This window comes from Bradyrhizobium sp. WSM3983 (assembly GCF_000473045.1).
Taxonomy (GTDB): Bacteria; Pseudomonadota; Alphaproteobacteria; order Rhizobiales; family Xanthobacteraceae; genus Bradyrhizobium.
This window is the reverse complement of sequence record NZ_AXAY01000025.1, coordinates 115230-140737: the sequence shown is the minus strand read 5'-3', so window position 1 is coordinate 140737 and position 25508 is coordinate 115230. Positions and strand designations below refer to the sequence as shown.

Genomic DNA, 25508 nt, shown 5'->3' with positions numbered 1-25508 from the left:
ACCCTTGTTAACCCTGCTTGAATTGACTGGACCAATCTGCACGATGCCTCCCATGAGGCGCGACGCCTGAGGCGAAGGACCCAGATGACGGCATCAGATGCGGGAACCGCGTCCTGGACCGGGCGGCTGACCGGCGGCTCCGGGGTTTCCGTTCTGGTCGCAACCGCGATCGTCGTTGCCGACATGATCGGGGTCGGCGTCTTCACCAGCCTCGGCTTCCAGGTCAAGGACATCCCCTCGGGCTTCTCGATCCTCGCGCTGTGGACCGTCGGCGGCATCGTCGCGCTGTGCGGCGTGTTCTGCTACAGCGAGTTGGGCGCGATGTTTCCGCGCTCGAGCGGCGAGTACAATTTCCTCGGCCGCGCCTATCATCCGGCCTTCGGCTTTCTCGCCGGCTGGGTCTCGGCGACGGTGGGTTTCGCGGCGCCGGTGGCGCTCGCGGCCATGGCCTTCGGTGAATACGCCAAGTCCGTCATGCCTGAGGTGCCGCCGATCCCGCTGGCGATCGGCGTGGTGTGGCTGGTCTCGATCGTACAATTGACCGGCGTCAGGCACTCCTCGACCTTCCAGCTGGTCTCGACCATCCTCAAGGTCGTGCTGATCGTTACTTTCCTCGTCGCAGGCTTCGTCGTCGGCACGCCGCAGCCGATCTCCTTTGCGCCGCACGCCGGTGATCTCGCCCATATCGTGAGCGCGCCTTTCGCGATCGGGCTTGTCTTCGTGATGTACTCGTTCTCGGGGTGGAATGCCGCGACCTACATCATCGGCGAGATGAGCACGCCGCAGCAAAGCCTGCCGCGTGCGCTGCTCGTGGGCACGCTGATCGTGCTGGTGCTGTATGTCGCGCTCAACGCGGTATTTCTCTACTCGACGCCAATCAGCGCGCTGGCCGGCCAGCTCGACGTCGCAAGCGTGGCCGGCAGCGCCATCTTCGGTCCCCTCGGCGGCCGGATCGTCGGTGCGATGATCTGTGTCGGTCTGATCTCGTCGATCAGCGCGATGATGTGGATCGGCCCGCGCGTGATGATGACGATGGGGGAGGACATTCCGGCGCTCCGCGTGTTCTCGAAGCGATCGGTGAGCGGCGCGCCGGCCTACGCCGTCCTGTTTCAGCTCGCGGTCGCCAATCTGTTGCTGTTCACGCGCAGCTTCGAGGCGGTGCTCGACTTCATCCAGTTCTCGCTGCTGTTCTGCTCGTTCTTCACGGTCGCGGGCGTCATCAAGCTGCGCATCACCGATCCCGATTTGCCGCGACCCTATCGCGCCTGGGGATACCCGTTCACGCCGCTCATTTTCCTGCTCGTGACCGCGTCCATGATGTACTACCTCTTGACCGAGCGGCCGGTGCAGTCGCTGTCGGGGATGCTCGTCATGCTCTCTGGCCTGTTGATTTATGCCGTTTTCCGCAGGCGGCCGGTCGCCGCTGCCACGTCACACAATCGCGAATAGACATGTTTCGACCCATGAGACTTGCGGCCGTCGCTCTTGCCCTTATGGCTGCGGCCATCTCGTCCGCGCGCGCGGTCGAGGTTACTTTCGACGACACCGCGCGCTTCCTCGCGGGCATGCAGCCTTCGGCGGACTCGCCGCTGGTGGCGCTCACCAGGGATCCGTCCTGGCAGCATCACGCAAAATTCTTCGACGGCGCCTTCGCCCAGCTCGAGCAACGGCAATTGTCGAAGATCCGGAGCTGGTCCGACGTCAATCTCGCCGCGCCGCGGCCGACCATGTTCTATTTTTTCAGCGGCCCGGATTTCCTCTACGCCAACGCCTTCTATTCCAAGGCCAGCACCTACGTGCTGGGCGCGCTGGAACCGGCCGGTGCGGTGCCCGATCTGACCAGGTTGCCGCGCGGCTCGGTCAATGCCGCGCTCTACAATGTCGAGCGCTCGCTGGGCTCGATCCTAAGCTTCTCTTTCTTCATCACCAAGCAGATGAAGGTCGACCTGCGCGCTAACCAGGTCAACGGCACCTTGCCGATCCTCTACGTCTTCCTGGCGCGCTCCGGCAAGACCATCCGCAACGTCGAGACGGTCGCGCTCGACGACAAGGGCGGGGTGCATACGGGCAATGACAATCCGGGGCCGAATGCCACACGCGGGGTCCGCATCACGTTCGCTGGCGCCGACGGCGAGGCGCGCACACTGTATTATTTCTCGACCGATCTCTCCAATTCCGGCGCGCGCGCGGCCGGCTTCCTGAAATTCTGTGAGACACTCGGGCCCGGCAACAGCCTGCTCAAGAGCGCGTCGTATCTCTTGCACGCGGGCAACTTCACCATTGCCCGCGACTGGCTGCTCGCCAACAGCGCGACCATCATCCAGGATGATTCCGGCATTCCGCTCGCCAGCTACAATCCGCGGCAATGGCGCTTCTTCCCGTTCGGCCGCTATCTCGGGCCGATCGGCGAATTCGCCGGCCGCTATCAGGAGCGTTACGCCGAGCTGTTCACGCGCGCGCAGCCGATCGATTTCGGCGTCGGCTATCGCTGGCGGATGCATGAGTCGAACTTGCTGCTGTCGGTGAAGATCCCCGGGAGCGAGGCCGCGCCGGACGCGGAGACAACCTCGTTCGCCGAACCGCCGCCGAAGCCGCGGCCGAAGCGACTGCGTCCGCCCGAGCCGGTCCCGCCGCCGCCCGGACGCTTCTTCTGGTTCCGCTAGCTACCAGTGCACGCTCTGGCTCGGCACGATGAACGCAGTCGTGCTTGGCGGCGTTGCAAGGTTTATCGCCAGGTACCAGCCGGAGCCGATGACGAAGACGAGCAGAGCGATGATCGCGAGCATATCGATGGCGCGGGGATCGTGATCCCGCGGACGAAAGCTAAGATGTGAACCAGGCCTGAAGTGAAAATGAGGGCTGATTTTCCAGCGCATTGTTGTTTCCTCCCGTGGGAGCATCACAACAACGCGAGGGCGGAGTTCCGGTTCCAGTCAGAGCACCGATGCACAAAGCACCGCAGCATGCTTAGGGGTCATTAACGCCGCGCCAGCGGCCGTAGCGCCAGGGCAGGTACCAGCGCGCCCCCCTCGGCGCAGCAAGAGGTACGTTGTCGATGCCAGAGGTGCCGAAGGGGTTGCAACGCAACAAGCGCGCGAGAGTCATCCAGCCGCCGGCCCAGAGTCCGAAGCGCTCGATGGCCTCGTCACCGTACACGGAGCAAGTCGGCAGATGGCGGCAGTTGTAGCCGACCAGCGGCGACAGTGCGTGTCGATAGAGCCAGATCAGCGCGCGACCGAATCTGCTCGGAAGCCGAAGCGCACCTGTAACGGAACTGGAACAATGCTCGCAGGCTGAATGCTTCATGTGCGCTCTGCTACAAATCTCTGCCCTAAACGCGCGGTTCCTGCGCAGGGAACTTCGACCCGTTGCGCGCGCGCCATATTTTGCATGTTTTTAGGGAGCAGTGCAGCAAGTCGTATGGACGAGCTGTAGTCCTCCGGATACCATTTTTGTGACGCTCGTGGAAACATACATCTGTATGATCGACTCATCGAGCGCGAAGCGGGGATAATCGCGCCAATTGGGGCTTGGGGAAGGGATCAGTTTGAAACTTCTGAAGTCGTTCAACCTTCGCGGCTGGTTGCTAGTGGGAACCGCTGCTTGTGGTATCGTGTTGGCAGGCGCCGTCGCGACCTTAGGCTCGTCGGCTCGTGCCGGTGCCTCGCTCGAAGAGCGCAAGCTGCCGATGAAGTTTGGCTGGGTCGCCTGCGAGCCCAACTGCCGCGGCTGGGTCAGCGCGGTCGGCATCATCACTGCCAATACACCGAAGGATTTCGACGACTTCGCCCGCGGGCGCCAGCTCGGCGGCGCGACCGTCGTGCTCGACTCCAGCGGCGGTTCCGTCAACGACGCCATCACCCTCGGCCGGCGCTTCCGCAATCTCGGCCTTCTCACCACCGTCGGCATCACGCAGCAAAGCGGCGGCGGGCAGGGCGCCCGTCCCGCGGTCGCCTCGGAAGCTTATTGCGAGTCCATGTGCGTGTTCCTGCTGCTGGCCGGAAAGAAGCGCTACGTGCCGGAAGCGGCTCATGTTCGCGTCCATCAGATCTGGATGGGCGACCGTGCCGACGACGCCAAGGCTGCGAGCTACAGCGCGCAGGATTTGATGATCGTGGAACGCGACATCGGGCGGCTCGCCAAATACACCTTTGACATGGGTGGAGCGGGGGACCTGCTGTCGCTCGCGCTTAACGTGCCGCCCTGGGAAGATCTGCATGAGCTGGACGTCGCCGAGCTGAAGCTGACCAATCTCGTGACGACTGATCTGGTGGCGGACGTGCTGCCGCATGTGGACGTCACGGCGCCTGCAGTGGCGGAGCTTGCGCCGAAGACGCAGGCAAGGTTCGGCGGAGAGCAGGTGCAGCCAGCCAAGTCGACCAAGACGGCGGAGGCCGTGGTGCCCACGGGTAGCGCGGCCACAGCACCGGCTGCGCCGTCGCAGAAGTAAGAGCTTCAGTCCGCTCTCAGCCTTGCGCGGTGGCCGGCTGCTTCGCCTTGGCCTCGATCTGGCCGATCGCATCGACCACGGCATCGAAGGTCAGCAGCGTCGAGGCGTGGCGCGCCTTGTAGTCGCGGACCGGCTCGAGGAATTTGATTTCCTCCCACTTGCCTTCGGGAGGCGCACCATTCTCTTTCAGCATCTTGCGAACGGTTTCGCGTAACTCACGGAGTTCGCTCGCAGTCGAGCCGACCACGTGACTTGCCATGATGGATGAAGAGGCCTGGCCCAGCGCGCAGGCCTTCACGTCATGTGCGAAGTCGGTGACGGTATCGCCCTCCATCTTGAGGTCGATCTTCACGGTCGAGCCGCACAGCTTGGAATGGGCGGTGGCGGTTGCATCGGGGGCCGACAACCGTCCGAGGCGCGGAATATTGCCGGCCAGCTCGATGATCCGCTTGTTATAGATGTCATTCAGCATGTGATGGAGTCCAACACTTCCGCACCCAATCGGCCTTGGCGGGCGCCGTCCACGGTCCTATATAGGGCTGGAACTGGCGGAAAAACAGCCCGGCGGTGCGTCGGCGTTGGTCCGGATTTGCGTTGCCGGCGTTATTGCCAAGGGACCGCTTTCGCCAAATACTGTTCTCTTCAGGCGTCCGGCGGCTTGTCCGCCCCGTCTGCCGGTGACACTCCGGCCGCAAGGCCGTCGAACGGAGTAGACATGGACGCTACGATCAAATCCATCCGCCCGAACAAGCCTTCCGACCGGCAGCCCGAGAGCCGCCCGGCAGAGCTTGATCCTTCCGAATTCCTCGCTGCCGCCGTTCGCGCCGACCAGCCGCGCCCGGCGCGCGCCGAGGCGGAAGCGGCGGTGAAGACGCTGCTCGCCTATATCGGCGAGAACACCGAGCGCGAGGGCCTGCTCGACACACCGCGCCGCGTGGTCGAGGCCTTCGACGAACTCTATCAGGGCTACCACCAGTGCCCCGCCGAGGTGCTCGACCGCACCTTTGGCGAGACCGCCGGCTATGACGACTTCGTGCTCGTGCGCGACATCGAGTTCACCTCGCAATGCGAGCATCACATGATGCCGTTCTATGGCAAGGCGCACATCGCCTATACGCCGGTGGAACGCGTCGTCGGCCTGTCGAAGCTTGCGCGCCTGACCGACATCTTCGCCCGCCGGCTCCAGACCCAGGAGCATCTGACGGCGCAGATCGCAGCGGCGATCGACGAGATCATGAAGCCGCGTGGCGTTGCCGTCCTGATCGAGGCCGAGCATACCTGCATGTCGGTGCGCGGCGTCGCCAAGCATGGCGCCTCCACCTTCACCAGCCGCTACACCGGCATGTTCCGCGACAATCCGGCGGAGCAGGCCCGCTTCCTGTCCATGGTGCGAGGCATGGCGCGCTGACCTCGCGATTAACTGGCGAGGTGTGTCGTGTCCGCTCACTCCCACGAAATCGAGGAAGGCCTGGTCTTCCTCCCCAAGTTCGATGCCAATGGCCTTGTGACCTGCGTGGCGACCGACGTCGCCACCGGTGACGTGCTTATGGTCGCGCATATGAATGACGAGGCGTTGCGCAAGACCATTGCCACCGGCGAAGCCTGGTACTTCAGCCGCTCGCGCAATGTCTTGTGGCGAAAAGGTGAGACCTCAGGTCAGACCCAGCACGTGGTCGAGATCCGCACCGATTGCGACCAGGACGCAGTCTGGCTTCGCGTCGAGCAGATCGGCGCGGCCTGCCACACCGGTCGCCGATCCTGTTTCTATCGCAAGGTCGAGGCCGAGGGCGGCGGTGCGAAGCTCGTCTTCGTCGATGCTGACCGGCTGTTCGATCCGGATGCAGTTTATAAGAAGTAGCTCTCCGTCATTCCGGGGCGTGCGCAGCGCGATCTACGGTGCGCAATTGCGCACCTGAGAATCCATCACGCGGCATCACGCGCGGTGGAATGGATTCCGGGCTCATCGCAGCGCAATGTTCCGGGATGACCCGGGGCAAGGAGCTGTCACCGAATTAACCCCGCGTTAACCATAATTGTCCCACGGTGAGACGATCGGGCGCCCGCATTGCCGGCGCCGTTCAAACGCCGCGCGGGCCGGTCACGCCATCATGTCGGTCGACAATTCCAGTGCCTCGCAGACGGCCGCAACCGACTCATCGCGGCGCGTCGCGGGCGCGATCAAGCAGGCCTCGAGCCAGACCGGCGTCAGCTTCGAATACATGCTGACCACCGCCAAGATGGAATCGGATTTCGATCCGTCGGCCGGCGCCAGCACCTCATCCGCTCACGGCCTCTATCAGTTCATCGACCAGACCTGGCTTGGCACGGTGAAGGAGGCCGGCACCCAGCTCGGCTATGGCAGTTATTCCGACGCGATCACCCGGACGTCGTCCGGCACTTACACCGTCGACGATCCCTTCATGAAGCGCTCGATCATGAAGCTGCGCGACGATCCCGAGGCCGCTTCCAGCATGGCGGCGGCGCTGACGCAGTCCAACAGCTTCAAGCTCACCGGTCTGCTCGGCCGCAGGCCGTCCGACAGCGAGCTCTACATGGCGCATTTCATGGGCGTCAGCGGCGCGGCGAAACTGATCGCCAATGCCGAGGACAACCCGCAGGCGGTCGGCGCGCGGCTGTTTCCCAATGCGGCCTCCGCCAACCGTTCGATCTTCTACGCCAGGGATGGTCGTGCGCGTAGCATCTCCGAAGTCTATTCGGTGTTGAATGCGCGCTATGCCAGCGCCTCGAATGCGAAGTCGACGCGCAGCGCGATGGCGATGTATGGCGACACGCCGTCGACCACGCAGGTTGCCGCCGCCAACGGCGTGCAGCCCACCGTGCCGATGGTCAATGGCGCCGCCTATCTCCAGACCTTCCCGGACGCACGCGGGATGACGCCGGTGAACGCGACATCGTCGACGACGGTTGCAGACAGCGCGCCGGTCACGCCGGCATTCCGTTCGATCTATCAGCCCGGCGATGCGACGCAGCCTGTCTCGACGACGGTACAGAAATTGTGGGGCAACAACGCCTCGTTCACCTCGGTTGCATCAGCGACGCCCGACGTGCGTCCGCCGCAACCGCTCGATCTCTTCAGCGATCGCAGCGGCGCCTTCTCGAGCTAGCGCGCGCTGCCGCGCCGTTGCGCGGCTTTTCTCCTTTAACAAATCCTCAATAAAACCAGCCAGTTATGGTGAACGCTTTGTTAAGCGTCGTAGTTTATTTTGTGTTGCAGGTGACAAGCCGTCACCGTTTCTTTTTTTCGTTGCGTAAGCCGGAAGCACCATGATTGTTCGGCAGTTTATCAATTGGATCAGGACTGCGCCCGCCGGTGAGCGGGCGGAGGCAACGCGGGCATTGGCCCGGGCCTGGCTGATCTCGGACCTTTCCCACGACGACCGTGTCGCCGCCGAAGGCGCGCTGCTGATGCTGCTCGACGATCCGTCGCCGCTGGTGCGGCAGGCGATGGCCGAGGCGTTCGCGCGCAGCACGGATGCGCCGGCGTCGATCGTGCGGGCGCTGTCCGCAGACCAGCCGACCGTGGCGTTGCCCGTGCTCGAACATTCCCCGCTGCTGATCGATGCCGATCTCGTCGACATCGTCGCGACCGGCAATGACGAGGTGCAATGCGCGGTCGCCCGCCGCATTGCGCTGCCGGTCTCGGTTTGCGCCGCCATCGCCGAGGTCGGCTGCGCGGCGGCCGCGCTGGAGCTGATCGAAAATCCGCACGCCGAGCTCGCGCCGTTCTCCTGGAATCGTATCGTCGAGCGTCACGGCCATCTCGCCGCGATCCGCGAGGCGATGCTGGTGCTGGACGACATCCCAGCCGCAACGCGCGCCGCGCTGGTGGCAAAGCTCTCCGAGACCCTGGCGCAATTCGTCGTGGCGCGGAACTGGCTGAGCGCCGACCGTGCCGAGCGCATGACGACCGAGGCGCGCGATCGCTCCACCATGAACATCGCGGCGCGCTCGCGCGGCGACGACATGCAGGGCCTGGTGAAGCATCTGCGGATCACCGGCCAGCTCACCGCGGGCCTGATCCTGCGCGCACTGCTGTCGAGCAATCTCGAATTGTTTGATGCCGCGCTCGCTGAACTCGCCGATCTGCCGCTCGCGCGCGTCTCCGCACTGCTACACGATCGCGGCGGCAACAGCCTGCACGCGCTACTCCGTCGCGCCGGGCTGCCCGAGGCGACGTTCGCGGCGTTCCAGGTCGCGCTCGATGCGTGCCACGAGCAGGGCTTTGTCGACACCGACGACACCGCGGCGCGGCTGCGCCGGCGCATGGTCGAGCGCGTGCTCACCCATTGCGAGACCGACCGCGGCGCCACCGAGCCCCTCATGGTCCTGCTGCGCCGCTTCGCCACCGAATCCGCACGCGAAGAGGCGAGGCTGTTCTGCGACGAGCTCGTCGCGGAAGACGCAGTTGATCCGGTGTATGACGACCTGGTCGCGGCGTAGTCAGGTGCCGTAGGGTGGGCAAAGGCGCACTGCGCCGTGCCCACCATCCACCCACACAATGCGATTCGATTGGTGGGCACGCTTCGCTTTGCCCACCCTACGATACCTATCGTAGCGAGAGACTGCTACTCCGCCGGCACGATGCTCGGCGCCAGGATCACTTCGAGATGCTCGGGGCGGTCGCGGTTGACGTCGGCGAGATAGTCGTCGGCGACCTTGCGCAGACGGCGACTGAGCTCGGCGGAGACACTGATGCTGTCGAGCTTGGTGTTCTCATGCACGATGGCGAGGATCGCGTTGATGTGGTGCGTGAACAGCTCGGCCGGCACTCTTTCCAGATCCGGCGCATGCTCGATGACGCGGCACAGGCTTTCGGCGACTCCTGCCGCGGCTGGAAAGCCGAACGTGGCGGCGTCGCCCTTGATGTCGTGCGCGGCGTGGAACAGCTCGTCGCGGCGCTCCTTGGTGAAGCCGTCATTGCGGATGGCGACGTAGGCAGACGACAGCCGGTTGACTTCGGTCGTCATCCAGCTCTTGAACTCGCCGGACAGATCGGCAAGCGCCTGCTCGGCGCGTGCGATCGGATCGTCCATGTCCTTGTCCTCGACCCGGCGCAGCACCTTGCGCAACGGATTGGGTTGCGTGATCACGTGATGCGTGGCGAAGGCCGTGACCTCGATGTCCTTTGCGCTGTTCTTCGCCATGATGCCTGCCTCGCCGGGTAAGACGTTGCGCTAGATGGAGGAGCGGGCCTTGTCGAGCAGCGAGGGCTGCTGGAGCACCTCGTGCTTTTCGCCGACGCGGCGCTCCGGGCCCATATAGGCGGAGTTGGTGTTGCGGCGCCGGTCCGGGCCGAAATAGGTCTTGGTCTTGATGAAGGGCCGGGGACTGGCGACGACGTTGAGAATGCGCTGGTAGAGGCCCTTGGCCGAGATTGGCTTGGCCAGGAATTCGGTAACGCCGGCATCGCGCGCGACGGTGACGCGGCGCTTCTCGGAATGGCCGGTCAGCATGATGATCGGTGCGTAGGGGTTGCCCTTGGATTCCGGCTGCCGGATCATCTGCGCGAGCTCGAGTCCGTCGAAGATCGGCATTGCCCAGTCGGTGATGACGATGTCGGGCACGTAGTGGCTGTACATTTCAAGCGCGGTCGCGCCGTCCTCGGCCTCGTAGACCTCGCGCGCGCCGAACGAATGCAGCAGCGTCCGCAAAATGCGGCGCATATGCGGATTATCGTCGCAGACGAGAAAGCGCAGCTTGTTGAAGTCGATGCGAAACATGACGCCCGGGCCAAAGCGGTCAACCTTCGTTAACCATATCGTGCCGAGGGTTAATGAAGCGTTGCGAACGGGCCTCCGGCGGCGCCGGCCGGCGGTTCAGGAGCCGAATTGCTCGCGCAGAATGCGTTCTTCCAGGCTGTGGCCAGGGTCGAACAGCATCCCCATCGAAATGGTCTTGTCGGCGAGCACCTCGACGCGGCGAACATCGCGCACCTCGTCATGGTCGGCGACTGCCGCCACCGGGCGCTTGTCGTCTTCCAGCACCTCGATCACGACATAGGCCGTGTTGGGCAGCAGTGCGCCGCGCCAGCGCCGCGGCCGGAAAGCGCTGATCGGTGTCAGCGCCAGCAGCGCGGCGTTAATCGGCAGGATCGGCCCCTGGGCGGAGAGATTATAGGCGGTCGAGCCTGCCGGCGTCGCCACCATGATGCCGTCGGCGATCAGCTCGGGCATGCGCTCGCGCTCATCGATCAGGATGCGCAGGCGCGCTGCCTGGTGGGTCTGCCGGAACAGCGCGACCTCGTTGATGGCGTGATGCAGGTGAACGCGATCGTTGACGTCGGTCGCGCGCATCAGCAGCGGGTTGATTTCGGATTCATGCGCCGCCTCGAGCCGGGCGCGCAGGTCGACCGTCGAGTATTCGTTCATGAGGAAGCCGACCGTGCCGCGGTGCATGCCGTAGATCGGCTTTCCCGTGTGCATGTGCTGGTGCAACGTCTGGAGCATCAGGCCGTCGCCGCCGAGCGCGACCACGACGTCGGCTTCGTTCGGGTCGCAATTGCCGTAGCTATCGGTAAGCTGCCTGAAGGCGGCCTGCGCTTCGCTGCTCGGGCTGGCGACGAAGGCGAGCCGGTCGTATCGCGATGGCTTGGTCATGGCTTCCAGACAGGTGGCTCGAGAAAGATCCGCCGAGGTCGTCTATACGACCTGGGCCTCTATTGTCGAGGATGACCGCCCGGCAAGGCAAACGCCACCGTCGGCCAGGCGTCCCATTTGAGGGCAAAAGCCGGGCTGGTTGGCCCGGAAAGCCGTTTCTGGGCCTCCGATCCCCCAAACCGTCGCAATTGGCGGCTATAGCTGCGATCACGTATTGCGAGTGTGGGGGGCGAGGAGAACGATCATGGTCATGGGCTTGCCGATGCTGCGCCGCGCGGGACTGGTGTTGGCAGTGTCTACTTTCGGGCTCGCGGGGCTGGCACTTGCGGACGATCCGCCGCAGCCGCGCAACGAGGCGACGGCGCCCGCGGGACAGAAAGGCGGCCGCGGCGGCAATGCACAGAATGCGGCGCAGGCTTCGCCACCGGCCTCCGATCGTCGTCTCCCCGGAGACCAGACCACCAAGCAGACCCTCGATCTGCCGGGCCGGACGCTCAACTTCGCCGCGACCGCCGGCTCCGTCCGTGTGTTCGACGACAAGGGGGAGCCGCTCGCCGACATCGCCACCACCTCCTACGAGCTCGATGGCGCCGATCGCGCCACGCGCCCGGTGACGTTTCTGTTCAACGGTGGGCCCGGCGCGTCCTCGGCGTGGCTTCAGTTCGGCGTGGCCGGGCCGTGGCGGCTGCCGCTCGACGGCGAGGCGCTATCGCCGTCGGCCTCGCCCGAGGTGAAGCCGAACGCGGAGACCTGGCTGGATTTCACTGATCTCGTCTTCATCGATCCCGTCGGCACCGGCTACAGCCGCGTCATCGCGAGCGGCGAGGACGCGCGCAAGCGGTTCTATTCGGTCGACGGCGACGTCAATTCGATTGCCCTCGTGATCCGCCGCTGGCTCGAGAAGCACAATCGGCTGACCTCGCCGAAATTCGTCGCGGGCGAGAGCTATGGCGGCATTCGCGGGCCGAAGGTCGTGCGCCAGTTGCAGATTCAGTCCGGCGTCGGCGTCAGGGGATTGATCCTGGTGTCGCCGTTGCTGGATTTCCGCGAGTTCACCGGCACGAGCCTCCTGCAATATGTTGCGACCTTGCCGAGCTATGTCGCAGTGGCGCGCGAAGCCAAGGGCCCGGTCAAGCGCGCCGATCTCGCCGATGTCGAGGCCTACGCCCGCGGCGAATTTCTGGCAGATCTGGTCAAGGGCAAGGCGGACAAGGAGGCCAGCAATCGTCTGGCCGACAAGGTCGCAGAGCTCACCGGCATCGACCAGGCGGTGAGCCGCAGGCTCGCCGGTCGCTTCGACGTCGGCGAATTTCGCCGCGAGCTCGATCGCAACAACGGCATGGTGACCGGACGTTACGATGCTTCCGTGCGCGGCCTCGATCCCTATCCGGATTCGAGCAGCTCGCGCTTCGGCGACCCCTCAGGCGATGCGCTCCAGGCCCCGTTGACGAGTGCCGCCGTCGATGTTCTCACGCGGAAACTCAACTGGCGGCCGGACGGCTCTTACGAAGTCCTGAACGGTGCCGTCGAGCGCAACTGGGACTTTGGCAGCGGCATCAACCCACCGCAATCGCTGTCGGAGTTGCGCCAGATCCTCGCCACCGATGCGAAGCTGAACGTGCTGGTCGCGCACGGCCTGTTCGATCTCGCCACGCCCTATTTCGGCACGAGGCGGGCGCTCGACCAACTGCCGGCCTTTGTGACGTCGCGCGTGAAGTTCGTCGTCTATCCCGGCGGCCATATGTTCTATTCGCGCGATGGCTCGCGGCAGGCGTTTCGCGGTGAGGTCGAGGCGCTGATCAGGGAGTAGGGCGCTTCTTGCGCGGTGGGTAGCGCCGCGCGATCTCGCGTGCCACGACGCTTGCAGGCTTGATGTTGGCGCCGCCAAGCCAGATGTCGCTGACTTTGCCGCGCTTGTCGCGGACGCGGCGCACGGGCTCGCCATGGCTGGAATAGCCGGCGGCCCAGGCGAGCTTGCCGGTGTCGCGGCCGTTGACCTCGATCTCGGCGGCATCCATGAACGGATTGTTGAACTGGGGATTGGCGACCAGCACGCGGTTGCCGGTGGGCACCAGATCGCTCGCGCCCCAGATCGTCCACCAGCGGCCGGTCCAGTCGCGCACGCGCCGGTCGGGCGCGCCGCGCGTCTTGAAGACGCGCAGGATCTGCATCGCGCCATCCATCCAGAACGGTGCCACGCCGTCGATGGAGTTGCTGAGGATGCTGATCGCGAGCTCGCATCCGGGAATGGAGCAGGTCCGTGAGATGTAGCCCTGGAAGCCACCGCCATGGCCGAACCAGTCCCAGCCGTCGGTCTTGCCGGCGTTGACGCCGAGGCCGTAATAGCCTTCGAAGATCTGTGGGACGCGCCAATGGTTGCGCGTTATCTCGCGGCGGCTCGCGACCGACAGCACGCTCTTCCTGGCGTTGGGCGCAAGCTGGGCAAAGAAACGCGCGGTGTCGGCGGCGGTGGCGACGAAGCCCGCGGCCGATGCCATCGCGTGAGCGGGATTGTCGCCGGGTATCACGCAGCGCTCGCCGAGCGGCAGCTTTCGCGTATGGCCACGCGCAAACAGTGCGCCCTTGGGAAGCGGCGCATTCGGTTCGGTCTCGCGCAGGCCTGCGGGCTCGATGATCTCGCGCTTGATCCAGGCGGAGTAGGACTCCTTGGTCACGGCTTCGATGACGAGGCCCATCAAGGCAAAGCCGTGATTGGAATATTTGAAGCGCGTGCCGGGCTCGATCGCGGTCGGCAGCTTCAATTCCGCAAGCAGCTCCTTGGCGTTGAGATAGGGGCGACTGTCGATGAACTGGCCGGAATCGGCGCCGTCGCGCGTCAGCCCGGCGCTGTGCGAGAGCACCTGGGCAATCGTGGTCTCGGCCACGCGCGGATGCAGGCCGCTGATGTATTGGCCGACGGAATCGTCGAGCCGGAGCTTGCGCTGCTCGCGCAGCTTCATGATGCCGGCCGAGGTAAAGCTCTTCGAGTGCGAGGCGATGCGGAAGCGGTGGCGCGGGGTGAGCTTCTCGCCGGTGTCGAGATTGGCAAGCCCGAACGCATGCTCGGCGACGACCTCGCCGCGATGGACGAATGCGACCATGACGCCGGGCTGTTGGAAGGCCGTCTGCTGGAATTCGATCCAGGAGCCGATGTAGTCGATCGCGGATCGCAGCCACGTGTCCATTGCGCACCAATTTGCGAGGGGAGATCGGTGCGAGAAGCTAGCCGAGAAAGCAGAACGGGCACAACCCGGAAGGTCGTGCCCGTTCGCTGAGTTCAGATATGCGGTGCTTTTAGTAGACGAGCGTCGCGCCGGTCGGTTTGTCGAGCGCGGAAGCCAGCGAGCGATATTCCGAGCTGTCGGTGCCGGCGAGCGAGGCGATCTTGTTCAGATGATACTGCGCCTGTTCGCGGTTGCCCTGCTCGAGCTGCCAGAGGCCGTAATACTGCCAAGTGCGGACGTGGTTCGGATCGTCCTTCAGCGCGATCTCGTAATAGACCTTCGACGACTGGTAGTCGCCGAGCTTGCGATAGGAGTAGCCGATCAGGTTGGCGACATCGGCGACGTCGTCGCGCTTGAGCGACTTCAGTTGGCCGATCGCGCCCGTATAGTCGTGGCCATCGTAGATCGTGGTGTAGGCGGTGCGATAGGCCGCGAGGAATTTGGGATCGCTGACGGAAGAGCTCTTCTTCTTCCCCTTCTTGGTCGAAGTATCCGACTTCGGCGGCGATGAAGGCTCGTCGCCTCCCGCGGCATAAGCGCTGGTCAGCACCGGCGCGGCCGCCAGCGACATGGCGACGAGTCCCGGCACAACAAGCATTGAGAGTTTGCGCATTGAAGTTCTCCCGTATGGAACGTGGCGATCCTACACGATTGCCCAGAGACCGGAACACCGGCTACGCAAAAACATTCCGGGCACCCCGGTCTATTCGCCTTTCCTCAGATGACAAACTTGTCATCGAGATGAACGGGAGCTGGCAACCGGCTTCAGATTGGGTTCAGTGCGCGGGTTCTAGGCTCTCACCTACGATCGAAGGGTAGGCGAGAGGGCGCCGCCTCAAGATCCTTCCAAGAGGAGACCACCATGTTGAAGACCATTTCCGCAGCCTTGCTCGCAGCTTCCGTCATCGCAGCCCCGGCCTTCGCCGCTGAAGCCGGCAAGACCACCACGACAACCGCGCCGGTGATCAAGGCGGACCAGACCCGGAGCAAGATCTCGACCACCGCTGCCAAACCCGACGCCGGCGTCAAGGCCGACGCGAAGGCCTCCGACATCAAGTCGGGTGCCAAGGTCGATGCCAAGTCGGATGTGAAGGCCGATGCCAAGGTTGACACCAAGTCGAAGGCGATGAACGCCAACGCCGCGATCACGCCTGACGAGCACAAGACCGTGCGGACGCATCGCCATCACCACAAGCATCTGTCGGCCAAGAAGTCGCTGAAGGCGCAGCCGGACCTCGGCAAGCCGGTGACCACCGAGAAGCGCAGCTAACGACTGATCCCGCGCGGCGGCATCCCTGGATTGCCCTGCTGCCGCGTGCGGAGTTCAGGCCCGGCCCGTTCGTCGTACCTTGCGCGAAAGCGCAAGGTACTGGCGGCGGGCCGGTGCGCTGTTCGCCCGACCGGCGGAAGCGAATTCCCTTCGCGCAACCTTGGAGCTAGAACATGTCCGAAACTGACTGGCCGGAGAATGTGATCCCTTGGGGCGATTGGCGAAACGCGCAGCGATCCTGGTGCTGCCACTGGTGCTCGCGGCCTGTTTCGGCAGCGAGGGTGACCGCGCATCCCTAATGGAGGGGACTCAGGCCGGAGGACCTCAGCCGTTCCCCGAGAATTTTCGCAGTGACACGCTGGCCCTGATGCGCTCCTATCTCAACAATCCGGTCGGCGTGCGCGACGCCAGCATGGCCGATCCGGTGCTGCGGGAGGTCGGCGGCCGCCAGTTTTATCTCAGCTGCCTGCGCTTCGCGCCGCGCGAGACCGACGGCAGCTACAAGGCGATGCGCGAGCGCGCCGTCGTCTTCGTCAACGGCCGGGCCGACCGCGTCATCGACCGTGCCAACGAGCTCTGCGCAGGCGCGGTTTACGCACCCTTTCCGGAACTGGAAAAGATGACGCGGTAGCGCAAAGCCCGTCTTCATTGCGCGGTGCTAGGACGAGTGCCGCCGGAGCCGCTGGATCACATTTTGGCGAGCTTTGAACGGAGCGGTTTTGCCTTGCGACAAATTGTTACGGCTGGACTTGTGCGAACGACCAAACCTGTCGGGCGCAGGCAGACGTGACGGAACAAAATCGCGTTGTTGCTGCCCCGTCACAGTCACGAACGATCAACGTTCCGGCATCGCCGCGAAGCAACCCAATTCACGCCACGTTGTTTCCTGAGTGTCGTAATGAAAGAACGGGGATGATCATGAAGACGATTTTGCTCGGTGCAGCAGCTTTGCTGGCGCTGGCCGCACCGGCGGCCGCAGCCGACATGCAGCCGCGCACCTACACCAAGGCTCCGGCCTATACACCGCCGCAGGTGATCTACAACTGGACCGGCTTCTACATCGGCGGCCATGTCGGCGGCGCCTTCGCCGGTGACAGCAGCTTCCAGTCGAGCGATGCCCGCTTCATGGGCGGCGTGCAGGGCGGCTTCGACTACCAGTTCGCGCCCAATTGGGTTGTTGGTATCGAGGCCCAGTATTCCTGGCTGCCGACCAACAACAACGGCGTCACGTTCCCGCTGGGCACGCAGGTGACCTCCAACACCGACCAGATCGGCTCGGTGACCGGCCGCATCGGCTACACCTGGGGCCCGACGCTGCTCTACGCCAAGGGCGGTTACGCTTGGCGTAACGGCCGCCTGGGCGTCAATATCGCCGGCGTCCCGCAGGCCTTCACCACCACCGGCAACAGCAAGGATGGCTACACCGTCGGCGCCGGCCTCGAATACATGTTCGCGCCGAACTGGTCGGCCAAGGCCGAATACCAGTATTACAACTTCGGCAGCACGACTATCACCTCCGGTCCGGCCGACGTGGTCGGCGTCCGCGGCCGGGACGACGAGCATACCGTCAAGGTCGGTGTGAATTACCGCTTCGGCTGGGGCGGTCCAGCGGCCCCGCGCTACTAAGCCGCCGAGGACGAGCACGACCACGATCTGACAATGGCCGGCTTCCCGCCGGCCTTCGTTTTGCCGGTCTCACGCTGCCGGCCTCTTGTTTGCCTTGCGTGAACCATCTGGCGCGTCATTTGCAGGCAAACAGTCTGGCACGCGCCTTCTCACGCGTGTCACGGGGATCGGGTAAAGCAAAAATAATTATTGCGACTTACGGAACTCGCGCTCCGGAAAGCGTTATTACTGAATTGCCGGGCTGGTGGGACAACGAACATGCGTATCTTGGCGTCGGTGGTGGTGGTCTCGTGCTTCCTCGCCCTGCCGTGCTCTGCCCAGACAATCCTCAAATCCGAGCCTCTGATGTTGGCACCTTACGAGGTCGCCTTCGTGAAGGACGCCTCCTGTCCGTCGGGCAAGGTGCTCAAGGTCACCGGCGCGATCCGCGGGCTACACCGCCGCAAGGCCTGCGTGGCGCTTGCCGGTGAGCAGGCTTCGCTGGCGACCGCGACGCCCTGAGGCAAGGCACTCGGCCCGCCATGGGCCAGATCTCACAAGTTGAGCTGAAGCTCGATTCTGGATTCCCGCTCGGCGTCCGCCTTGTTCTTGGCGGGGTCCTCGCCTTGGGCGGCTCGGCACGATCTGATCTCATAGTCATTGTCGAGCACCCGGCGCGGACCGTGCTGCCCTTCGTCGGTGCCGACGTCCACGACCAAGCCGCTCCGTTGCGCGAGTTTCCAGACGTCAGCCTCGCTCGGATAGGCTTTGCTGATCTGGCTGTCGTTGCAGAACAGGGCGTAGGGCATGCTTCCCGCTCCCGGAAAGCGCGTTAACGATTTCATGGCGGGAGGGGTTCCGGGACGATCACGGGGCCGTGATCGGCGGTCGAGATCGGGGTGCAAGGCGGCCGGGTCCTGAGTCCTTAACGAGTCCTGAATCCGCAAAAAAAGAAACTTTGGGACTCATTTGGCGGAATCAGCGGATGTTTCCGGCCATGACGGCCGACCTGAAAACAAGCTGCGGGCACATGCTTCTGCCACTGACGCTGGCACTGTTTGGCGCCTGCGCAGCCAATCTTTGGCTGGTGTGGTCGTGGCTGTAAGGTCTTGGATGTAGCCCGGCCGGCCCTACTTCTGGGTCGCCGGCGGCGGGGCGGCATCGCGAATGTCGGCGCGCAGCTTGGCCAGGGTCGCCGCGCAATACTCCTCGCGCTCGCGCTCGAAGCGCTCCTGATGCTTTCTGAAATTGGCGATGCGGGCCTGCATCTCGCTGCGGACATCGCTCATCCGTCGCGGGGGGACCGGCAGCGGCTGGGGCGGCGGAGCGATCGGCGGTGGCGAATCCGCTTGCGGCGGCTCGAATGCGACGGTCACGGCCTGGACGGAGACGAACTCTGCCGCCAGAACTGGCGCAGCCGCAACGGTATCCGGCTGACGAAAATCGACCTTCCTGCCGGAGACCGATTGCACGAAGGCCAGTGTTTGCGCGATCAGTGCGTCGCGCTCCCTGATCCACTTCATGATCCACCACCCTGTTGGAGCTATTCCACCAAAGCCGGGGCCCCGAATCAAGAAGGCTGTCGGCAAGGGATTGCATATTTTTCCCGAACGCCCGACATTGGATGAATGGATTCCAGGGCCGACCCGTCGGACGAAGCGCAGGGCTTGCGGCTCGTGCGCGCCTTTCTGTTACTGCCGCCCGACAAGCGCGCAGAGGTGATCGCGTTCGTCGAGGATCTGGTGCGCGCCCATGCCCAGCCTGACGAGGGGCAGAAGATCTCCCCCCTCCCTGATCGATAGCTAGCGCTGGCGCGGATTGATGTTGGGCACGAAGGGGGCGCCGACGACCCGGACCGATGCCTGGGCCGAGTTCTCGATCGGCCTGCTACCGGCGACCTGCTTCTCGGGTGGCTCCCCAAACACGGGCTGGAGCACCGCGAGCGCGCCGGCCACGACTGCGCAGCACAGCGTGACCGTCGTCAACAGGACCATGTTTCGATTGTCTTCTCTGATCCGCATGGGGCGAGAACAAGTAACGTGAGCGATTGGTTCCGAGCGGCCCCGGACACCCGAGGCTTACGTGAAGCTTACGCGCGAGCACCGGAAAGTTATTTTTCCGTAAGACTGCCCCGGTCAAATAGTATCAATTTTTAACGTTAGCCGGTTCCTATGCACGCTGCTGGGACTGCTTCGGTCAATGGTGACCGGATAATTTATTAGGCGGCTGCGATGAGCTTTTTGAATAATTTGAAGATCGTGTTGAAGGTTGCGCTGATCGTGACCGTGATGGGCTGTGCGATGGTAGTTGTCGCTGGCTTCGGCATCCGCGAGCTGTCCGCGACCGTCGACGGCTTCAGCGAGCTCACCGCCATGCAGTCGGCGGCCCTCAACCTCACGCGGGCCCAGCGCCGCATCGAGACCTATCACGCCGCGCTCTATGCGGTGTTCACCGAGACGGCCGAGGCGGGCAACGCCAACCGCCTCAAGATCGCGAACCAGAACCGCAGTGAAATTCGCCAGTACCTGGACGCCGCGGAGCAGGACGACCCGGCGCGCGCGACCGAAACGAAGAGCGTCGGTGCGCAGCTGACGGCCGCCTTTGCAGGTTGCGATCCGGTGCTCCAGGCCGGCGGGGCTGCAAGCAGCCCGGAGGAAAATGCCAAGGCGGCTGATCGTGCCCACAAGGAGTGCGACCCGCTGATTGATGCGGCTCTCGAGCGCGTTGCCAAGTTCACGAGCGATACGTCGAAGGCCGTGGCCAGACGCAAGGAAGCCATCGAGAGCGATGCCAAGTCCGCAACCTGGACCGTGATGAGCGTCAGCGCCGGCGGCTTGATTATCGGCATCGCGATCGCGCTCTTCATCGGTCTCGTGGCGATGTCGAAGCCGATCGCCCGGCTCAAGCTCGCCATGGAGGGCCTGGCGCGCAATGACCTCAAGACCGAGGTGCCCGAGAAGGACCGCCGCGACGAGATCGGCGACATGGCCAAGACGGTCGAGGTGTTCAAGACCAATGCGCTCGAGGTGGAGCGGCTCAAGGCGGCGCAGGTGGAAGTCGAGAACCAGGCCGCCGAGCAGCGCCGCCGCGACATGTTCAACCTGGCGGACGGCTTTGAGCGCGCTGTCGGCGAGATCATCGAGGCCGTCGGATCCGCATCCACCGAGCTCGAAGCGTCCTCCTCGACGCTGGCCACCACCGCACAGCGCGCGCAGGAGCTCACCTCGGTGGTGGCTGTTGCTTCGGGCGAGGCCACCGGCAACGTCCAGTCGGTTGCGACCGCGACGGAGGAATTGTCGCCCTCGGTCAACGAGATCAGCCGGCAGGTGCAGGAATCCGCGCGGATGGCGAGCGAAGCCGTCAACCAGGCGCGCACCACCACCGAGCGGGTCAGCGAGCTCTCGGTCGCGGCGACGCGCATCGGCGACGTCGTCGAGCTGATCAACACCATCGCGGGCCAGACCAATCTGCTGGCGCTGAACGCCACCATCGAGGCGGCGCGGGCAGGCGAGGCCGGCCGCGGCTTCGCCGTCGTCGCATCCGAGGTGAAGACGCTGGCCGAGCAGACCGCGAAAGCGACCGGCGAGATCAGCCAGCAGATCTCCGGCATCCAGAACGCCACCCAGGAATCGGTGACCGCGATCCGCGACATCTCCGCGACCATCGAACGCCTGTCGGAAGTGTCTTCGACCATTGCCGCCGCCGTCGAGGAGCAGGGCGCCGCGACCCAGGAGATCTCGCGCAATGTGCAGCAGGCCGCGCATGGCACCCAGCAGGTCTCGACCAACATCACCGACGTGCAACGCGGCGCGGCCGAGACCGGCTCGGCGTCCACGCAGGTGCTCTCGACCGCGAAGATGCTGGCGACCGACAGTACCCGGCTGAAGGACGAAGTCGGAAAATTCCTGCGGACGGTGCGCGCGGCCTGAGCCGCACGACATCCAGGGTCCGGTGGCCTCGCGCCGCCGCCGCCGTGCAGATCCTATTGAGGCAGCAAGAGCGCCATCGCGATCGCGAAAAGGAAGACCGTCGCCACGACGGCCGCGACCGCTCCGGCGATGATCTTGGCGCTCTCTCGGCTGGTGTATGGCTGCATGCGGAGCGCATGCTACCTCATGTTGAACTCTGATCCAACTTGAGAGCTGTCCGCTCAGACAGCGAGTTTGGCCTGGAAGAACCGTGTGACCCGATCGATCGCATCCCGGGTCATCGGGTCGGTGTCCGAGAAATCAAAGCCGTGAGCCTTGCCCGGATAGGGCACGAATTCGGTCTCGGCGCCGACCAGCTTGCCAAGCGCGACCAGTTGCCGGCCTTCCGCGATCGGGACATTCTTGTCCGCTTCGCCATGCAGCGCGATCAGCGGCGGCAGGTGCTTGACCTTGGTGGCCATCGCGTAGGGCATGCCGCCGTAGAGCACCGCCAGCGCTGCGATGCGCCTGTCGCGTGCGGCGGCCTCGGCGGCGATGTAGCTGCCCAGCGAGAAGCCGAGCAGGCCGATGCGCCCCGAGCTGTCGGATCGGTCGAGGACAGCCGTCACGGTTGCGTTGACCGTATCGGCCCAGCCGTCGAACCGCGTCGTCTCGTAGGCCTCGCGGCTCTCATGCGCCGCGGACGTCAACGCAGCCATATCGGCCGGCGTCATGTAGCGGAGAAAATAGGTGTCGATGCCCCGTGCCGTCAGCGCGTCGGCATATCGCTGATAGGCGCGGGCCCTGAGCTCAATGCCGCGGGAGCCGTGCAGCACGATGACGGCCGGACGTTTTCCGTCGATGGCTGCCGCATAGCGCGACACCGGCAGGCTGTCAGGGCCGCTCGTGACGTCGAATTGCTCGCCGGACGCGCTGCGTGCGGCGACGGGGGACAGCAGTGCGGCGATGGCGGCCAGAGCCGCGCGTCGGCTGATCATCGGCGAGCTCGGAGAAATGTTTCGGATGCGACGTGCCGCCTTTATACTGCGCTTGCGACGGATTCTTGACGCGAGTCCCACCCAATGATCTCCCATCGCCCCTCCGTGCTTGCCCATGAACGGTTCGTTGCCGACCGCGCGAGTTTTACCGGCCTCGACCTCGCCGCGCGCTTTGAACGGATTCAGCGAACCAACCTCTGGGGCGCTCCGACCTCGGTTTCGGGCCTCGGCTCCGAGGATCGCGCCACCGCGGGGATCCGCGAGACGCTGCCCGGCCTGGTGCAGCGGCTTGGCGCGCGTTCGCTGCTCGATGCGCCTTGCGGCGATGCGGGCTGGATCGGCAGCATGCAGCTCGAAATCGACTATACCGGCATCGACATCGTGCCGTCGCTGATCGCAGCCAACAGCGCGCGGGCCGCGCGAGGCGAATTGCGCGGCCGCTTTCTCGTCGCCGACATCACGCGCGATTCCCTGCCGCGTTGCGATGTCATTCTGTGCCGCGACTGTCTTGTGCATCTGAGCTTCCAGAATATCGCGCGCGCCATCGCCCGCTTCCGCGCAAGCGGCGCGCAATTCCTGCTGGTGACGACGTTTCCGGAGTGGGAGGGCAACCGTGATTGCGAGGACGGCGACTGGCGCGCGCTCAACATGACCAAGGCGCCGTTCCATTGGCCGCCCCCGCGCGAGCTGATCGATGAACGCTGCGACGAGGGCGGTGGCGGCTGGCGCGACAAGAGCCTCGGGCTCTGGCGGTTGGATGAGTGTAATCAATGATCGACGCCAGATGCAGTTGTGGTGCCCTTATGCTGTCGCTTCCGGGACCGCCCAGCCTGGTCGCGGCCTGTCACTGTCTCGAATGCCAGCGGCGGACCGGCGCGCCATTCGGCGTTGGTGCTTTCTATCCGGTCGAGGCCGTCAAGATCTCAGGAGCACCGAAGGAGTATGTTCGCGCCGGCGAGAGCGGTGGCAAGGTCCGTTGCTATTTTTGCCCCGATTGCGGCTCGACGGTTTTTTGGAAGCCTGACAAATTCCCGGCGTTGATCGGCGTCGCCGTCGGTGCAATCGCCGACCCGAATTTCCCGGCGCCGATCAAATCGGTGTTCGAGCGGTCGAAGCATGCATGGGTCGATATCGACGGCACGGACGTCGAGCATCTGCAACACGGCAGCGTGCGGAAGACGCCAAGCTGAGCGATGCGCATCGAGCGCTGGTGCCGGCTGAGGGGAACTAAAACTCCATCTAAGTGATTGAAATAACTGAAGGTCTACAGCTTGAGACGGCTATTGTACCGTCAGATATACCGTCACCAGATTGAGCTTGGGCGAGCTACGTTGAGACAGCGATTCGCATTTTTCGCCACGGCTCCTAAGTAACGACCATGCGGAGAAACGCGTACGAACCGAGCCTCCCGACGCGCGGAACAAAGGTCCCCTCGGGTCCGGACTGGATACATGAAATCAAGCACGACGGCTACCGTCTGATCGTTCAGCGGGAGGGCGAGCGCGTGCGCGTGCGCCTGTTCACCAAAGGCGGCCACGATTGGACCGATCGCTTCCCCCTGATCGTCGAGTCAGCGCGTCGAATGCGCAGCAGTCACTTCGTTCTTGACGGCGAGGCTGTTGTGCTCGGCGTGGATGACGGCCTCGACCACTCGACCGTTACGCATAGCAAGGACGAGTACGTTCACCGCAAAGGTGCAAGTGATCTCGACGAACACGGTCGAGGGCTATTATTCGATCATTAAACGCGGCATGAAGGGCGTCTATCAGCACTGCTCCGAGAAGCATCGGCATCGCTACCTTGCCGAATTCGATTTCCGCTAGCGGCAAGCTCTCCAGCCCCCGACACGTCAACCTCGTTCATTGCTTCGCTTCTCGCTCTTCTTAGCCTTCTTCACCTTCGGCTTTTCCTTCAACGGCTCATGAGACGTTTTCAGCGCGCCACGTAGCGCAACCTCGAAACGCTCTTGGGCTTCTTTCTCGTCGTACTCATTTTGTGGTTTGGTGCCTGCATGTTCACTCCTGAAAAACGCGATGTCTTCTTTGAGGTTGCGGGGGAGCGCTATCGGCTCCTGCGCTTCAGATTGAACTCTACTGGAAGCCTCATGGTTGTGATGGATGCAAAACCAACAAAGGAGATGTTGAACGGCAGTGTCAAATATCCTGTCACTGCGCTGCCTCCAAAAATGCAGGCCGACATTCCGCTCAACATCTCCGTCACCTCACAGCACTATACCATCCATCCCAGCGCCCAGATGCCATATCTATCTGAAATTCACTACAAGCGACTGGACGCTTCCGGAGGGAAGCCTCACAAACGAAAACAATTCACTAAAGCGATAAAGCGCCATAACGGATTCGCTCTGGTGGTGTCATTCATCACTCCAGGAATAACCAGGTTCCCGAAGCTGCAGATCAGTTCTCCCATACCAGCGATATCACTAGGCCGCATTCCAATCCCAGGTTTTGCGCCCGTGGCGGCAATGTTTGTGGGAGCAAGAACCAGCTTTTTCCGCGTTTCAGCGGGAGACTACAGTGTAGTCCAGTTTGTAATGGGGCCGTATCGAATAGTATTCTTGGTGAGCTTCCTGTCGTTTCCATTCGCCGGCCTCGATATCCACTCAAGTCCGGAAACAGAAGACCCATCTACAATTACAGACAGCATGAAAAAGCTTCTGAATGACTACAAAATGATGGGCTTTGACGATACCGGCGTGGATACCATGTATCGGTTTATTCGTGAGCGCCTAAAGATTGAAGCGGTAGACTACGCCAAAATGGTCGTCCCTCCTGACAAGCTTACTCCTCAGTTTGAGGAGTGGATGAATCTTGGCTACTTGCGCCGCTTTCGGTCGCGCTCAATAGAACTCGCGAGACATTTCGAGCGCGCTAGAGCGAAGGGACTTTTGCCTTGAAAAGTTTGTAGAGCCTCACCGTAAGCTCAAAACTGGAATCTCTGTTGTGTACTCCCAGTCGTCAATCATTTCGACAGCGGCCAGCCAAATATCGGCCGGAACCTCTTTCACCTCAGGACCGCAATCGGGCGCGCCAGCAAAGCAGTAGCGTTCTGGATCAGAGATTTCCGCTCGGCCCTCAGCGCCGACATTCCTTCTATGAATCCGACAGCTAGCGCTTCGCGTCGATCGCGCGAGCCTCTCTAATCTGGTCGTAGCTTACCTGGGACTTTAGGTCATCCCAGGCGCGCCGGAACTCATCCTTGGCCTGTTCCAGCGTGGTCGCGCGACCTCGGTGGTTGGAGGGCTGCGGCACATTTGGCAGCGCGCAACTCCAATTGAATGCGTCCTTGCCGCCCATGCCGGTCGTCTTATGGATGCGCCCGATCGGCAGTTCGTCCCAAATGACGATGAAGTCGCCTGGGGCGGTCTCGCCGCCGATTACGGCGCGCCGCATAGATAGTTCGTCGGCCATCGGTCTAT

General features: G+C 63.6%; 30 protein-coding genes and 1 pseudogene. 18 read left to right on the top strand and 13 right to left on the bottom strand.

All coding sequences use genetic code 11. The annotated features are described in order from the left end of the window. Window positions 1–84 precede the first annotated feature (84 nt). Window positions 85–1449 (top strand): APC family permease, encoded by a 1365-nt coding sequence (locus YUA_RS0129205; protein WP_027533871.1) that lies wholly within the window; start codon window positions 85–87, stop codon window positions 1447–1449. A 2-nt stretch (window positions 1450–1451) separates the two neighbouring features. Beyond that, on the top strand, window positions 1452–2663 hold the full coding sequence (locus tag YUA_RS0129200; RefSeq protein ID WP_027533870.1) for a hypothetical protein: 1212 nt from the start codon (window positions 1452–1454) through the stop codon (window positions 2661–2663). Here YUA_RS0129200 and YUA_RS0129195 read toward each other — a convergent pair whose 3' ends face one another. After that, on the bottom strand, window positions 2664–2876 hold the full coding sequence (locus YUA_RS0129195) for a hypothetical protein (RefSeq protein ID WP_027533869.1): 213 nt from the start codon (window positions 2874–2876) through the stop codon (window positions 2664–2666). It abuts the gene before it with no gap. 91 nt (window positions 2877–2967) lie between these two features. After that, window positions 2968–3306, bottom strand: a complete 339-nt coding sequence (yidD, locus tag YUA_RS0129190; protein ID WP_027533868.1) for a membrane protein insertion efficiency factor YidD — start codon at window positions 3304–3306, stop codon at window positions 2968–2970. Window positions 3307–3547: 241 nt separating this feature from the next. On the opposite strand from yidD, the gene YUA_RS0129185 reads away from it, so the two are divergent. Then, window positions 3548–4450 (top strand): hypothetical protein, encoded by a 903-nt coding sequence (locus tag YUA_RS0129185; protein WP_027533867.1) that lies wholly within the window; start codon window positions 3548–3550, stop codon window positions 4448–4450. Between the two features lie 16 nt (window positions 4451–4466). On the opposite strand, the gene YUA_RS0129180 is transcribed toward YUA_RS0129185, so the two are convergent. Then, window positions 4467–4922, bottom strand: a complete 456-nt coding sequence (locus YUA_RS0129180; RefSeq protein WP_027533866.1) for an iron-sulfur cluster assembly scaffold protein — start codon at window positions 4920–4922, stop codon at window positions 4467–4469. A gap of 243 nt (window positions 4923–5165) precedes the next feature. On the opposite strand from YUA_RS0129180, the gene folE reads away from it, so the two are divergent. From folE to YUA_RS0129160, 4 genes are all read left to right on the top strand, one after another. Then, window positions 5166–5858 (top strand): GTP cyclohydrolase I FolE, encoded by a 693-nt coding sequence (gene folE / locus YUA_RS0129175; RefSeq protein WP_027533865.1) that lies wholly within the window; start codon window positions 5166–5168, stop codon window positions 5856–5858. 27 nt (window positions 5859–5885) lie between these two features. Further along, complete coding sequence (gene hisI, locus YUA_RS0129170; protein WP_027533864.1) at window positions 5886–6308, top strand: phosphoribosyl-AMP cyclohydrolase; 423 nt, start codon at window positions 5886–5888, stop codon at window positions 6306–6308. 250 nt (window positions 6309–6558) lie between these two features. Continuing rightward, window positions 6559–7575, top strand: coding sequence for a transglycosylase SLT domain-containing protein (locus tag YUA_RS0129165; RefSeq protein ID WP_051383445.1), 1017 nt, complete (start codon window positions 6559–6561; stop codon window positions 7573–7575). Between the two features lie 160 nt (window positions 7576–7735). Further along, window positions 7736–8911 (top strand): DUF2336 domain-containing protein, encoded by a 1176-nt coding sequence (locus YUA_RS0129160; protein ID WP_027533862.1) that lies wholly within the window; start codon window positions 7736–7738, stop codon window positions 8909–8911. Between the two features lie 125 nt (window positions 8912–9036). Here YUA_RS0129160 and YUA_RS0129155 read toward each other — a convergent pair whose 3' ends face one another. The 3 genes from YUA_RS0129155 to YUA_RS0129145 all read right to left on the bottom strand — a co-directional run bounded on the left by YUA_RS0129155 (window position 9037) and on the right by YUA_RS0129145 (window position 11067). Then, complete coding sequence (locus tag YUA_RS0129155) at window positions 9037–9615, bottom strand: Hpt domain-containing protein (protein ID WP_027533861.1); 579 nt, start codon at window positions 9613–9615, stop codon at window positions 9037–9039. A 30-nt stretch (window positions 9616–9645) separates the two neighbouring features. After that, entirely contained in the window at window positions 9646–10191 is a 546-nt protein-coding gene (locus tag YUA_RS0129150; RefSeq protein ID WP_008133731.1) for a response regulator, read from the bottom strand. A 96-nt stretch (window positions 10192–10287) separates the two neighbouring features. After that, window positions 10288–11067 carry an NAD kinase gene (locus YUA_RS0129145; protein WP_027533860.1) on the bottom strand — a complete coding sequence of 260 codons (780 nt, stop codon included), beginning with the start codon at window positions 11065–11067 and terminating at the stop codon, window positions 10288–10290. A gap of 244 nt (window positions 11068–11311) precedes the next feature. Here YUA_RS0129145 and YUA_RS0129140 point away from each other — a divergent pair, with 244 nt between their 5' ends. Then, window positions 11312–12877, top strand: a complete 1566-nt coding sequence (locus YUA_RS0129140) for a S10 family peptidase (RefSeq protein ID WP_027533859.1) — start codon at window positions 11312–11314, stop codon at window positions 12875–12877. Here the strand turns inward: YUA_RS0129140 and YUA_RS0129135 are convergent. Both YUA_RS0129135 and YUA_RS0129130 read right to left on the bottom strand, forming a co-directional pair. Continuing rightward, on the bottom strand, window positions 12867–14252 hold the full coding sequence (locus tag YUA_RS0129135) for a serine hydrolase (RefSeq protein ID WP_027533858.1): 1386 nt from the start codon (window positions 14250–14252) through the stop codon (window positions 12867–12869). The genes YUA_RS0129140 and YUA_RS0129135 overlap by 11 nt on opposite strands. 109 nt (window positions 14253–14361) lie before the next feature. Then, a complete protein-coding gene (locus YUA_RS0129130) occupies window positions 14362–14904 on the bottom strand; it encodes a tetratricopeptide repeat protein (protein WP_027533857.1) in 543 nt (180 codons plus the stop codon). Between the two features lie 249 nt (window positions 14905–15153). Here YUA_RS0129130 and YUA_RS0129125 point away from each other — a divergent pair, with 249 nt between their 5' ends. From YUA_RS0129125 to YUA_RS0129110, 4 genes are all read left to right on the top strand, one after another. After that, complete coding sequence (locus tag YUA_RS0129125) at window positions 15154–15561, top strand: His-rich protein BRANT (protein WP_027533856.1); 408 nt, start codon at window positions 15154–15156, stop codon at window positions 15559–15561. A gap of 208 nt (window positions 15562–15769) precedes the next feature. After that, on the top strand, window positions 15770–16192 hold the full coding sequence (locus YUA_RS0129120) for a hypothetical protein (protein ID WP_027533855.1): 423 nt from the start codon (window positions 15770–15772) through the stop codon (window positions 16190–16192). A 287-nt stretch (window positions 16193–16479) separates the two neighbouring features. Next, window positions 16480–17187 (top strand): outer membrane protein, encoded by a 708-nt coding sequence (locus YUA_RS0129115; RefSeq protein ID WP_027533854.1) that lies wholly within the window; start codon window positions 16480–16482, stop codon window positions 17185–17187. A gap of 258 nt (window positions 17188–17445) precedes the next feature. Then, entirely contained in the window at window positions 17446–17688 is a 243-nt protein-coding gene (locus tag YUA_RS0129110; RefSeq protein ID WP_027533853.1) for a DUF6719 family protein, read from the top strand. Between the two features lie 32 nt (window positions 17689–17720). Here YUA_RS0129110 and YUA_RS0129105 read toward each other — a convergent pair whose 3' ends face one another. Both YUA_RS0129105 and YUA_RS0129095 read right to left on the bottom strand, forming a co-directional pair. Continuing rightward, entirely contained in the window at window positions 17721–17975 is a 255-nt protein-coding gene (locus YUA_RS0129105) for a hypothetical protein (RefSeq protein ID WP_027533852.1), read from the bottom strand. A gap of 321 nt (window positions 17976–18296) precedes the next feature. Next, on the bottom strand, window positions 18297–18689 hold the full coding sequence (locus YUA_RS0129095; protein WP_027533851.1) for a hypothetical protein: 393 nt from the start codon (window positions 18687–18689) through the stop codon (window positions 18297–18299). Between the two features lie 105 nt (window positions 18690–18794). Between YUA_RS0129095 and YUA_RS51235 the strand changes: the two genes are divergently transcribed. Continuing rightward, the gene (locus YUA_RS51235; protein ID WP_198029526.1) at window positions 18795–18968 is read left to right on the top strand and encodes a hypothetical protein; all 174 of its coding nucleotides are present in this window, start codon (window positions 18795–18797) and stop codon (window positions 18966–18968) included. Here YUA_RS51235 and YUA_RS0129085 read toward each other — a convergent pair whose 3' ends face one another. Continuing rightward, window positions 18969–19187 (bottom strand): hypothetical protein, encoded by a 219-nt coding sequence (locus YUA_RS0129085; RefSeq protein WP_035972138.1) that lies wholly within the window; start codon window positions 19185–19187, stop codon window positions 18969–18971. A gap of 210 nt (window positions 19188–19397) precedes the next feature. On the opposite strand from YUA_RS0129085, the gene YUA_RS0129080 reads away from it, so the two are divergent. Beyond that, window positions 19398–21095 (top strand): methyl-accepting chemotaxis protein, encoded by a 1698-nt coding sequence (locus tag YUA_RS0129080; RefSeq protein ID WP_027533849.1) that lies wholly within the window; start codon window positions 19398–19400, stop codon window positions 21093–21095. Between the two features lie 221 nt (window positions 21096–21316). Here YUA_RS0129080 and YUA_RS0129070 read toward each other — a convergent pair whose 3' ends face one another. After that, complete coding sequence (locus tag YUA_RS0129070; RefSeq protein WP_027533848.1) at window positions 21317–22072, bottom strand: dienelactone hydrolase family protein; 756 nt, start codon at window positions 22070–22072, stop codon at window positions 21317–21319. A gap of 84 nt (window positions 22073–22156) precedes the next feature. Here YUA_RS0129070 and YUA_RS0129065 point away from each other — a divergent pair, with 84 nt between their 5' ends. The 4 genes and pseudogenes from YUA_RS0129065 to YUA_RS0129045 all read left to right on the top strand — a co-directional run bounded on the left by YUA_RS0129065 (window position 22157) and on the right by YUA_RS0129045 (window position 24986). After that, window positions 22157–22846, top strand: a complete 690-nt coding sequence (locus YUA_RS0129065; protein ID WP_027533847.1) for a class I SAM-dependent methyltransferase — start codon at window positions 22157–22159, stop codon at window positions 22844–22846. Beyond that, window positions 22843–23262 carry a GFA family protein gene (locus YUA_RS0129060; RefSeq protein ID WP_027533846.1) on the top strand — a complete coding sequence of 140 codons (420 nt, stop codon included), beginning with the start codon at window positions 22843–22845 and terminating at the stop codon, window positions 23260–23262. Before YUA_RS0129065 ends, YUA_RS0129060 begins: the two co-directional genes overlap by 4 nt. 188 nt (window positions 23263–23450) lie before the next feature. Continuing rightward, a pseudogene (locus YUA_RS48845) lies at window positions 23451–23892 on the top strand (transposase); the annotation flags it as partial. Between the two features lie 146 nt (window positions 23893–24038). After that, window positions 24039–24986, top strand: a complete 948-nt coding sequence (locus YUA_RS0129045; protein WP_027533845.1) for a hypothetical protein — start codon at window positions 24039–24041, stop codon at window positions 24984–24986. A 211-nt stretch (window positions 24987–25197) separates the two neighbouring features. Here the strand turns inward: YUA_RS0129045 and YUA_RS0129040 are convergent, their stop codons facing one another. Beyond that, a complete protein-coding gene (locus tag YUA_RS0129040) occupies window positions 25198–25500 on the bottom strand; it encodes a hypothetical protein (protein ID WP_027533844.1) in 303 nt (100 codons plus the stop codon). Between the last annotated feature and the right edge of the window lie 8 nt (window positions 25501–25508).

Bases quoted from the DNA above. Each gene is read 5' to 3' on its own strand.
- YUA_RS0129205 (WP_027533871.1), top strand. From the start codon at position 85: ATGACGGCATCAGATGCGGGAACCGCGTCCTGGACCGGGCGGCTGACC.
- YUA_RS0129200 (WP_027533870.1), top strand. From the start codon at position 1,452: ATGTTTCGACCCATGAGACTTGCGGCCGTCGCTCTTGCCCTTATGGCT.
- YUA_RS0129195 (WP_027533869.1), bottom strand. From the start codon at position 2,876: ATGCGCTGGAAAATCAGCCCTCATTTTCACTTCAGGCCTGGTTCACAT.
- yidD (WP_027533868.1), bottom strand. From the start codon at position 3,306: ATGAAGCATTCAGCCTGCGAGCATTGTTCCAGTTCCGTTACAGGTGCG.
- YUA_RS0129180 (WP_027533866.1), bottom strand. From the start codon at position 4,922: ATGCTGAATGACATCTATAACAAGCGGATCATCGAGCTGGCCGGCAAT.
- folE (WP_027533865.1), top strand. From the start codon at position 5,166: ATGGACGCTACGATCAAATCCATCCGCCCGAACAAGCCTTCCGACCGG.
- YUA_RS0129165 (WP_051383445.1), top strand. From the start codon at position 6,559: ATGTCGGTCGACAATTCCAGTGCCTCGCAGACGGCCGCAACCGACTCA.
- YUA_RS0129160 (WP_027533862.1), top strand. From the start codon at position 7,736: ATGATTGTTCGGCAGTTTATCAATTGGATCAGGACTGCGCCCGCCGGT.
- YUA_RS0129155 (WP_027533861.1), bottom strand. From the start codon at position 9,615: ATGGCGAAGAACAGCGCAAAGGACATCGAGGTCACGGCCTTCGCCACG.
- YUA_RS0129150 (WP_008133731.1), bottom strand. From the start codon at position 10,191: ATGTTTCGCATCGACTTCAACAAGCTGCGCTTTCTCGTCTGCGACGAT.
- YUA_RS0129145 (WP_027533860.1), bottom strand. From the start codon at position 11,067: ATGACCAAGCCATCGCGATACGACCGGCTCGCCTTCGTCGCCAGCCCG.
- YUA_RS0129140 (WP_027533859.1), top strand. From the start codon at position 11,312: ATGGTCATGGGCTTGCCGATGCTGCGCCGCGCGGGACTGGTGTTGGCA.
- YUA_RS0129135 (WP_027533858.1), bottom strand. From the start codon at position 14,252: ATGGACACGTGGCTGCGATCCGCGATCGACTACATCGGCTCCTGGATC.
- YUA_RS0129130 (WP_027533857.1), bottom strand. From the start codon at position 14,904: ATGCGCAAACTCTCAATGCTTGTTGTGCCGGGACTCGTCGCCATGTCG.
- YUA_RS0129125 (WP_027533856.1), top strand. From the start codon at position 15,154: ATGTTGAAGACCATTTCCGCAGCCTTGCTCGCAGCTTCCGTCATCGCA.
- YUA_RS0129115 (WP_027533854.1), top strand. From the start codon at position 16,480: ATGAAGACGATTTTGCTCGGTGCAGCAGCTTTGCTGGCGCTGGCCGCA.
- YUA_RS0129110 (WP_027533853.1), top strand. From the start codon at position 17,446: ATGCGTATCTTGGCGTCGGTGGTGGTGGTCTCGTGCTTCCTCGCCCTG.
- YUA_RS0129105 (WP_027533852.1), bottom strand. From the start codon at position 17,975: ATGCCCTACGCCCTGTTCTGCAACGACAGCCAGATCAGCAAAGCCTAT.
- YUA_RS0129095 (WP_027533851.1), bottom strand. From the start codon at position 18,689: ATGAAGTGGATCAGGGAGCGCGACGCACTGATCGCGCAAACACTGGCC.
- YUA_RS51235 (WP_198029526.1), top strand. From the start codon at position 18,795: ATGGATTCCAGGGCCGACCCGTCGGACGAAGCGCAGGGCTTGCGGCTC.
- YUA_RS0129085 (WP_035972138.1), bottom strand. From the start codon at position 19,187: ATGCGGATCAGAGAAGACAATCGAAACATGGTCCTGTTGACGACGGTC.
- YUA_RS0129080 (WP_027533849.1), top strand. From the start codon at position 19,398: ATGAGCTTTTTGAATAATTTGAAGATCGTGTTGAAGGTTGCGCTGATC.
- YUA_RS0129070 (WP_027533848.1), bottom strand. From the start codon at position 22,072: ATGATCAGCCGACGCGCGGCTCTGGCCGCCATCGCCGCACTGCTGTCC.
- YUA_RS0129065 (WP_027533847.1), top strand. From the start codon at position 22,157: ATGATCTCCCATCGCCCCTCCGTGCTTGCCCATGAACGGTTCGTTGCC.
- YUA_RS0129060 (WP_027533846.1), top strand. From the start codon at position 22,843: ATGATCGACGCCAGATGCAGTTGTGGTGCCCTTATGCTGTCGCTTCCG.
- YUA_RS0129040 (WP_027533844.1), bottom strand. From the start codon at position 25,500: ATGGCCGACGAACTATCTATGCGGCGCGCCGTAATCGGCGGCGAGACC.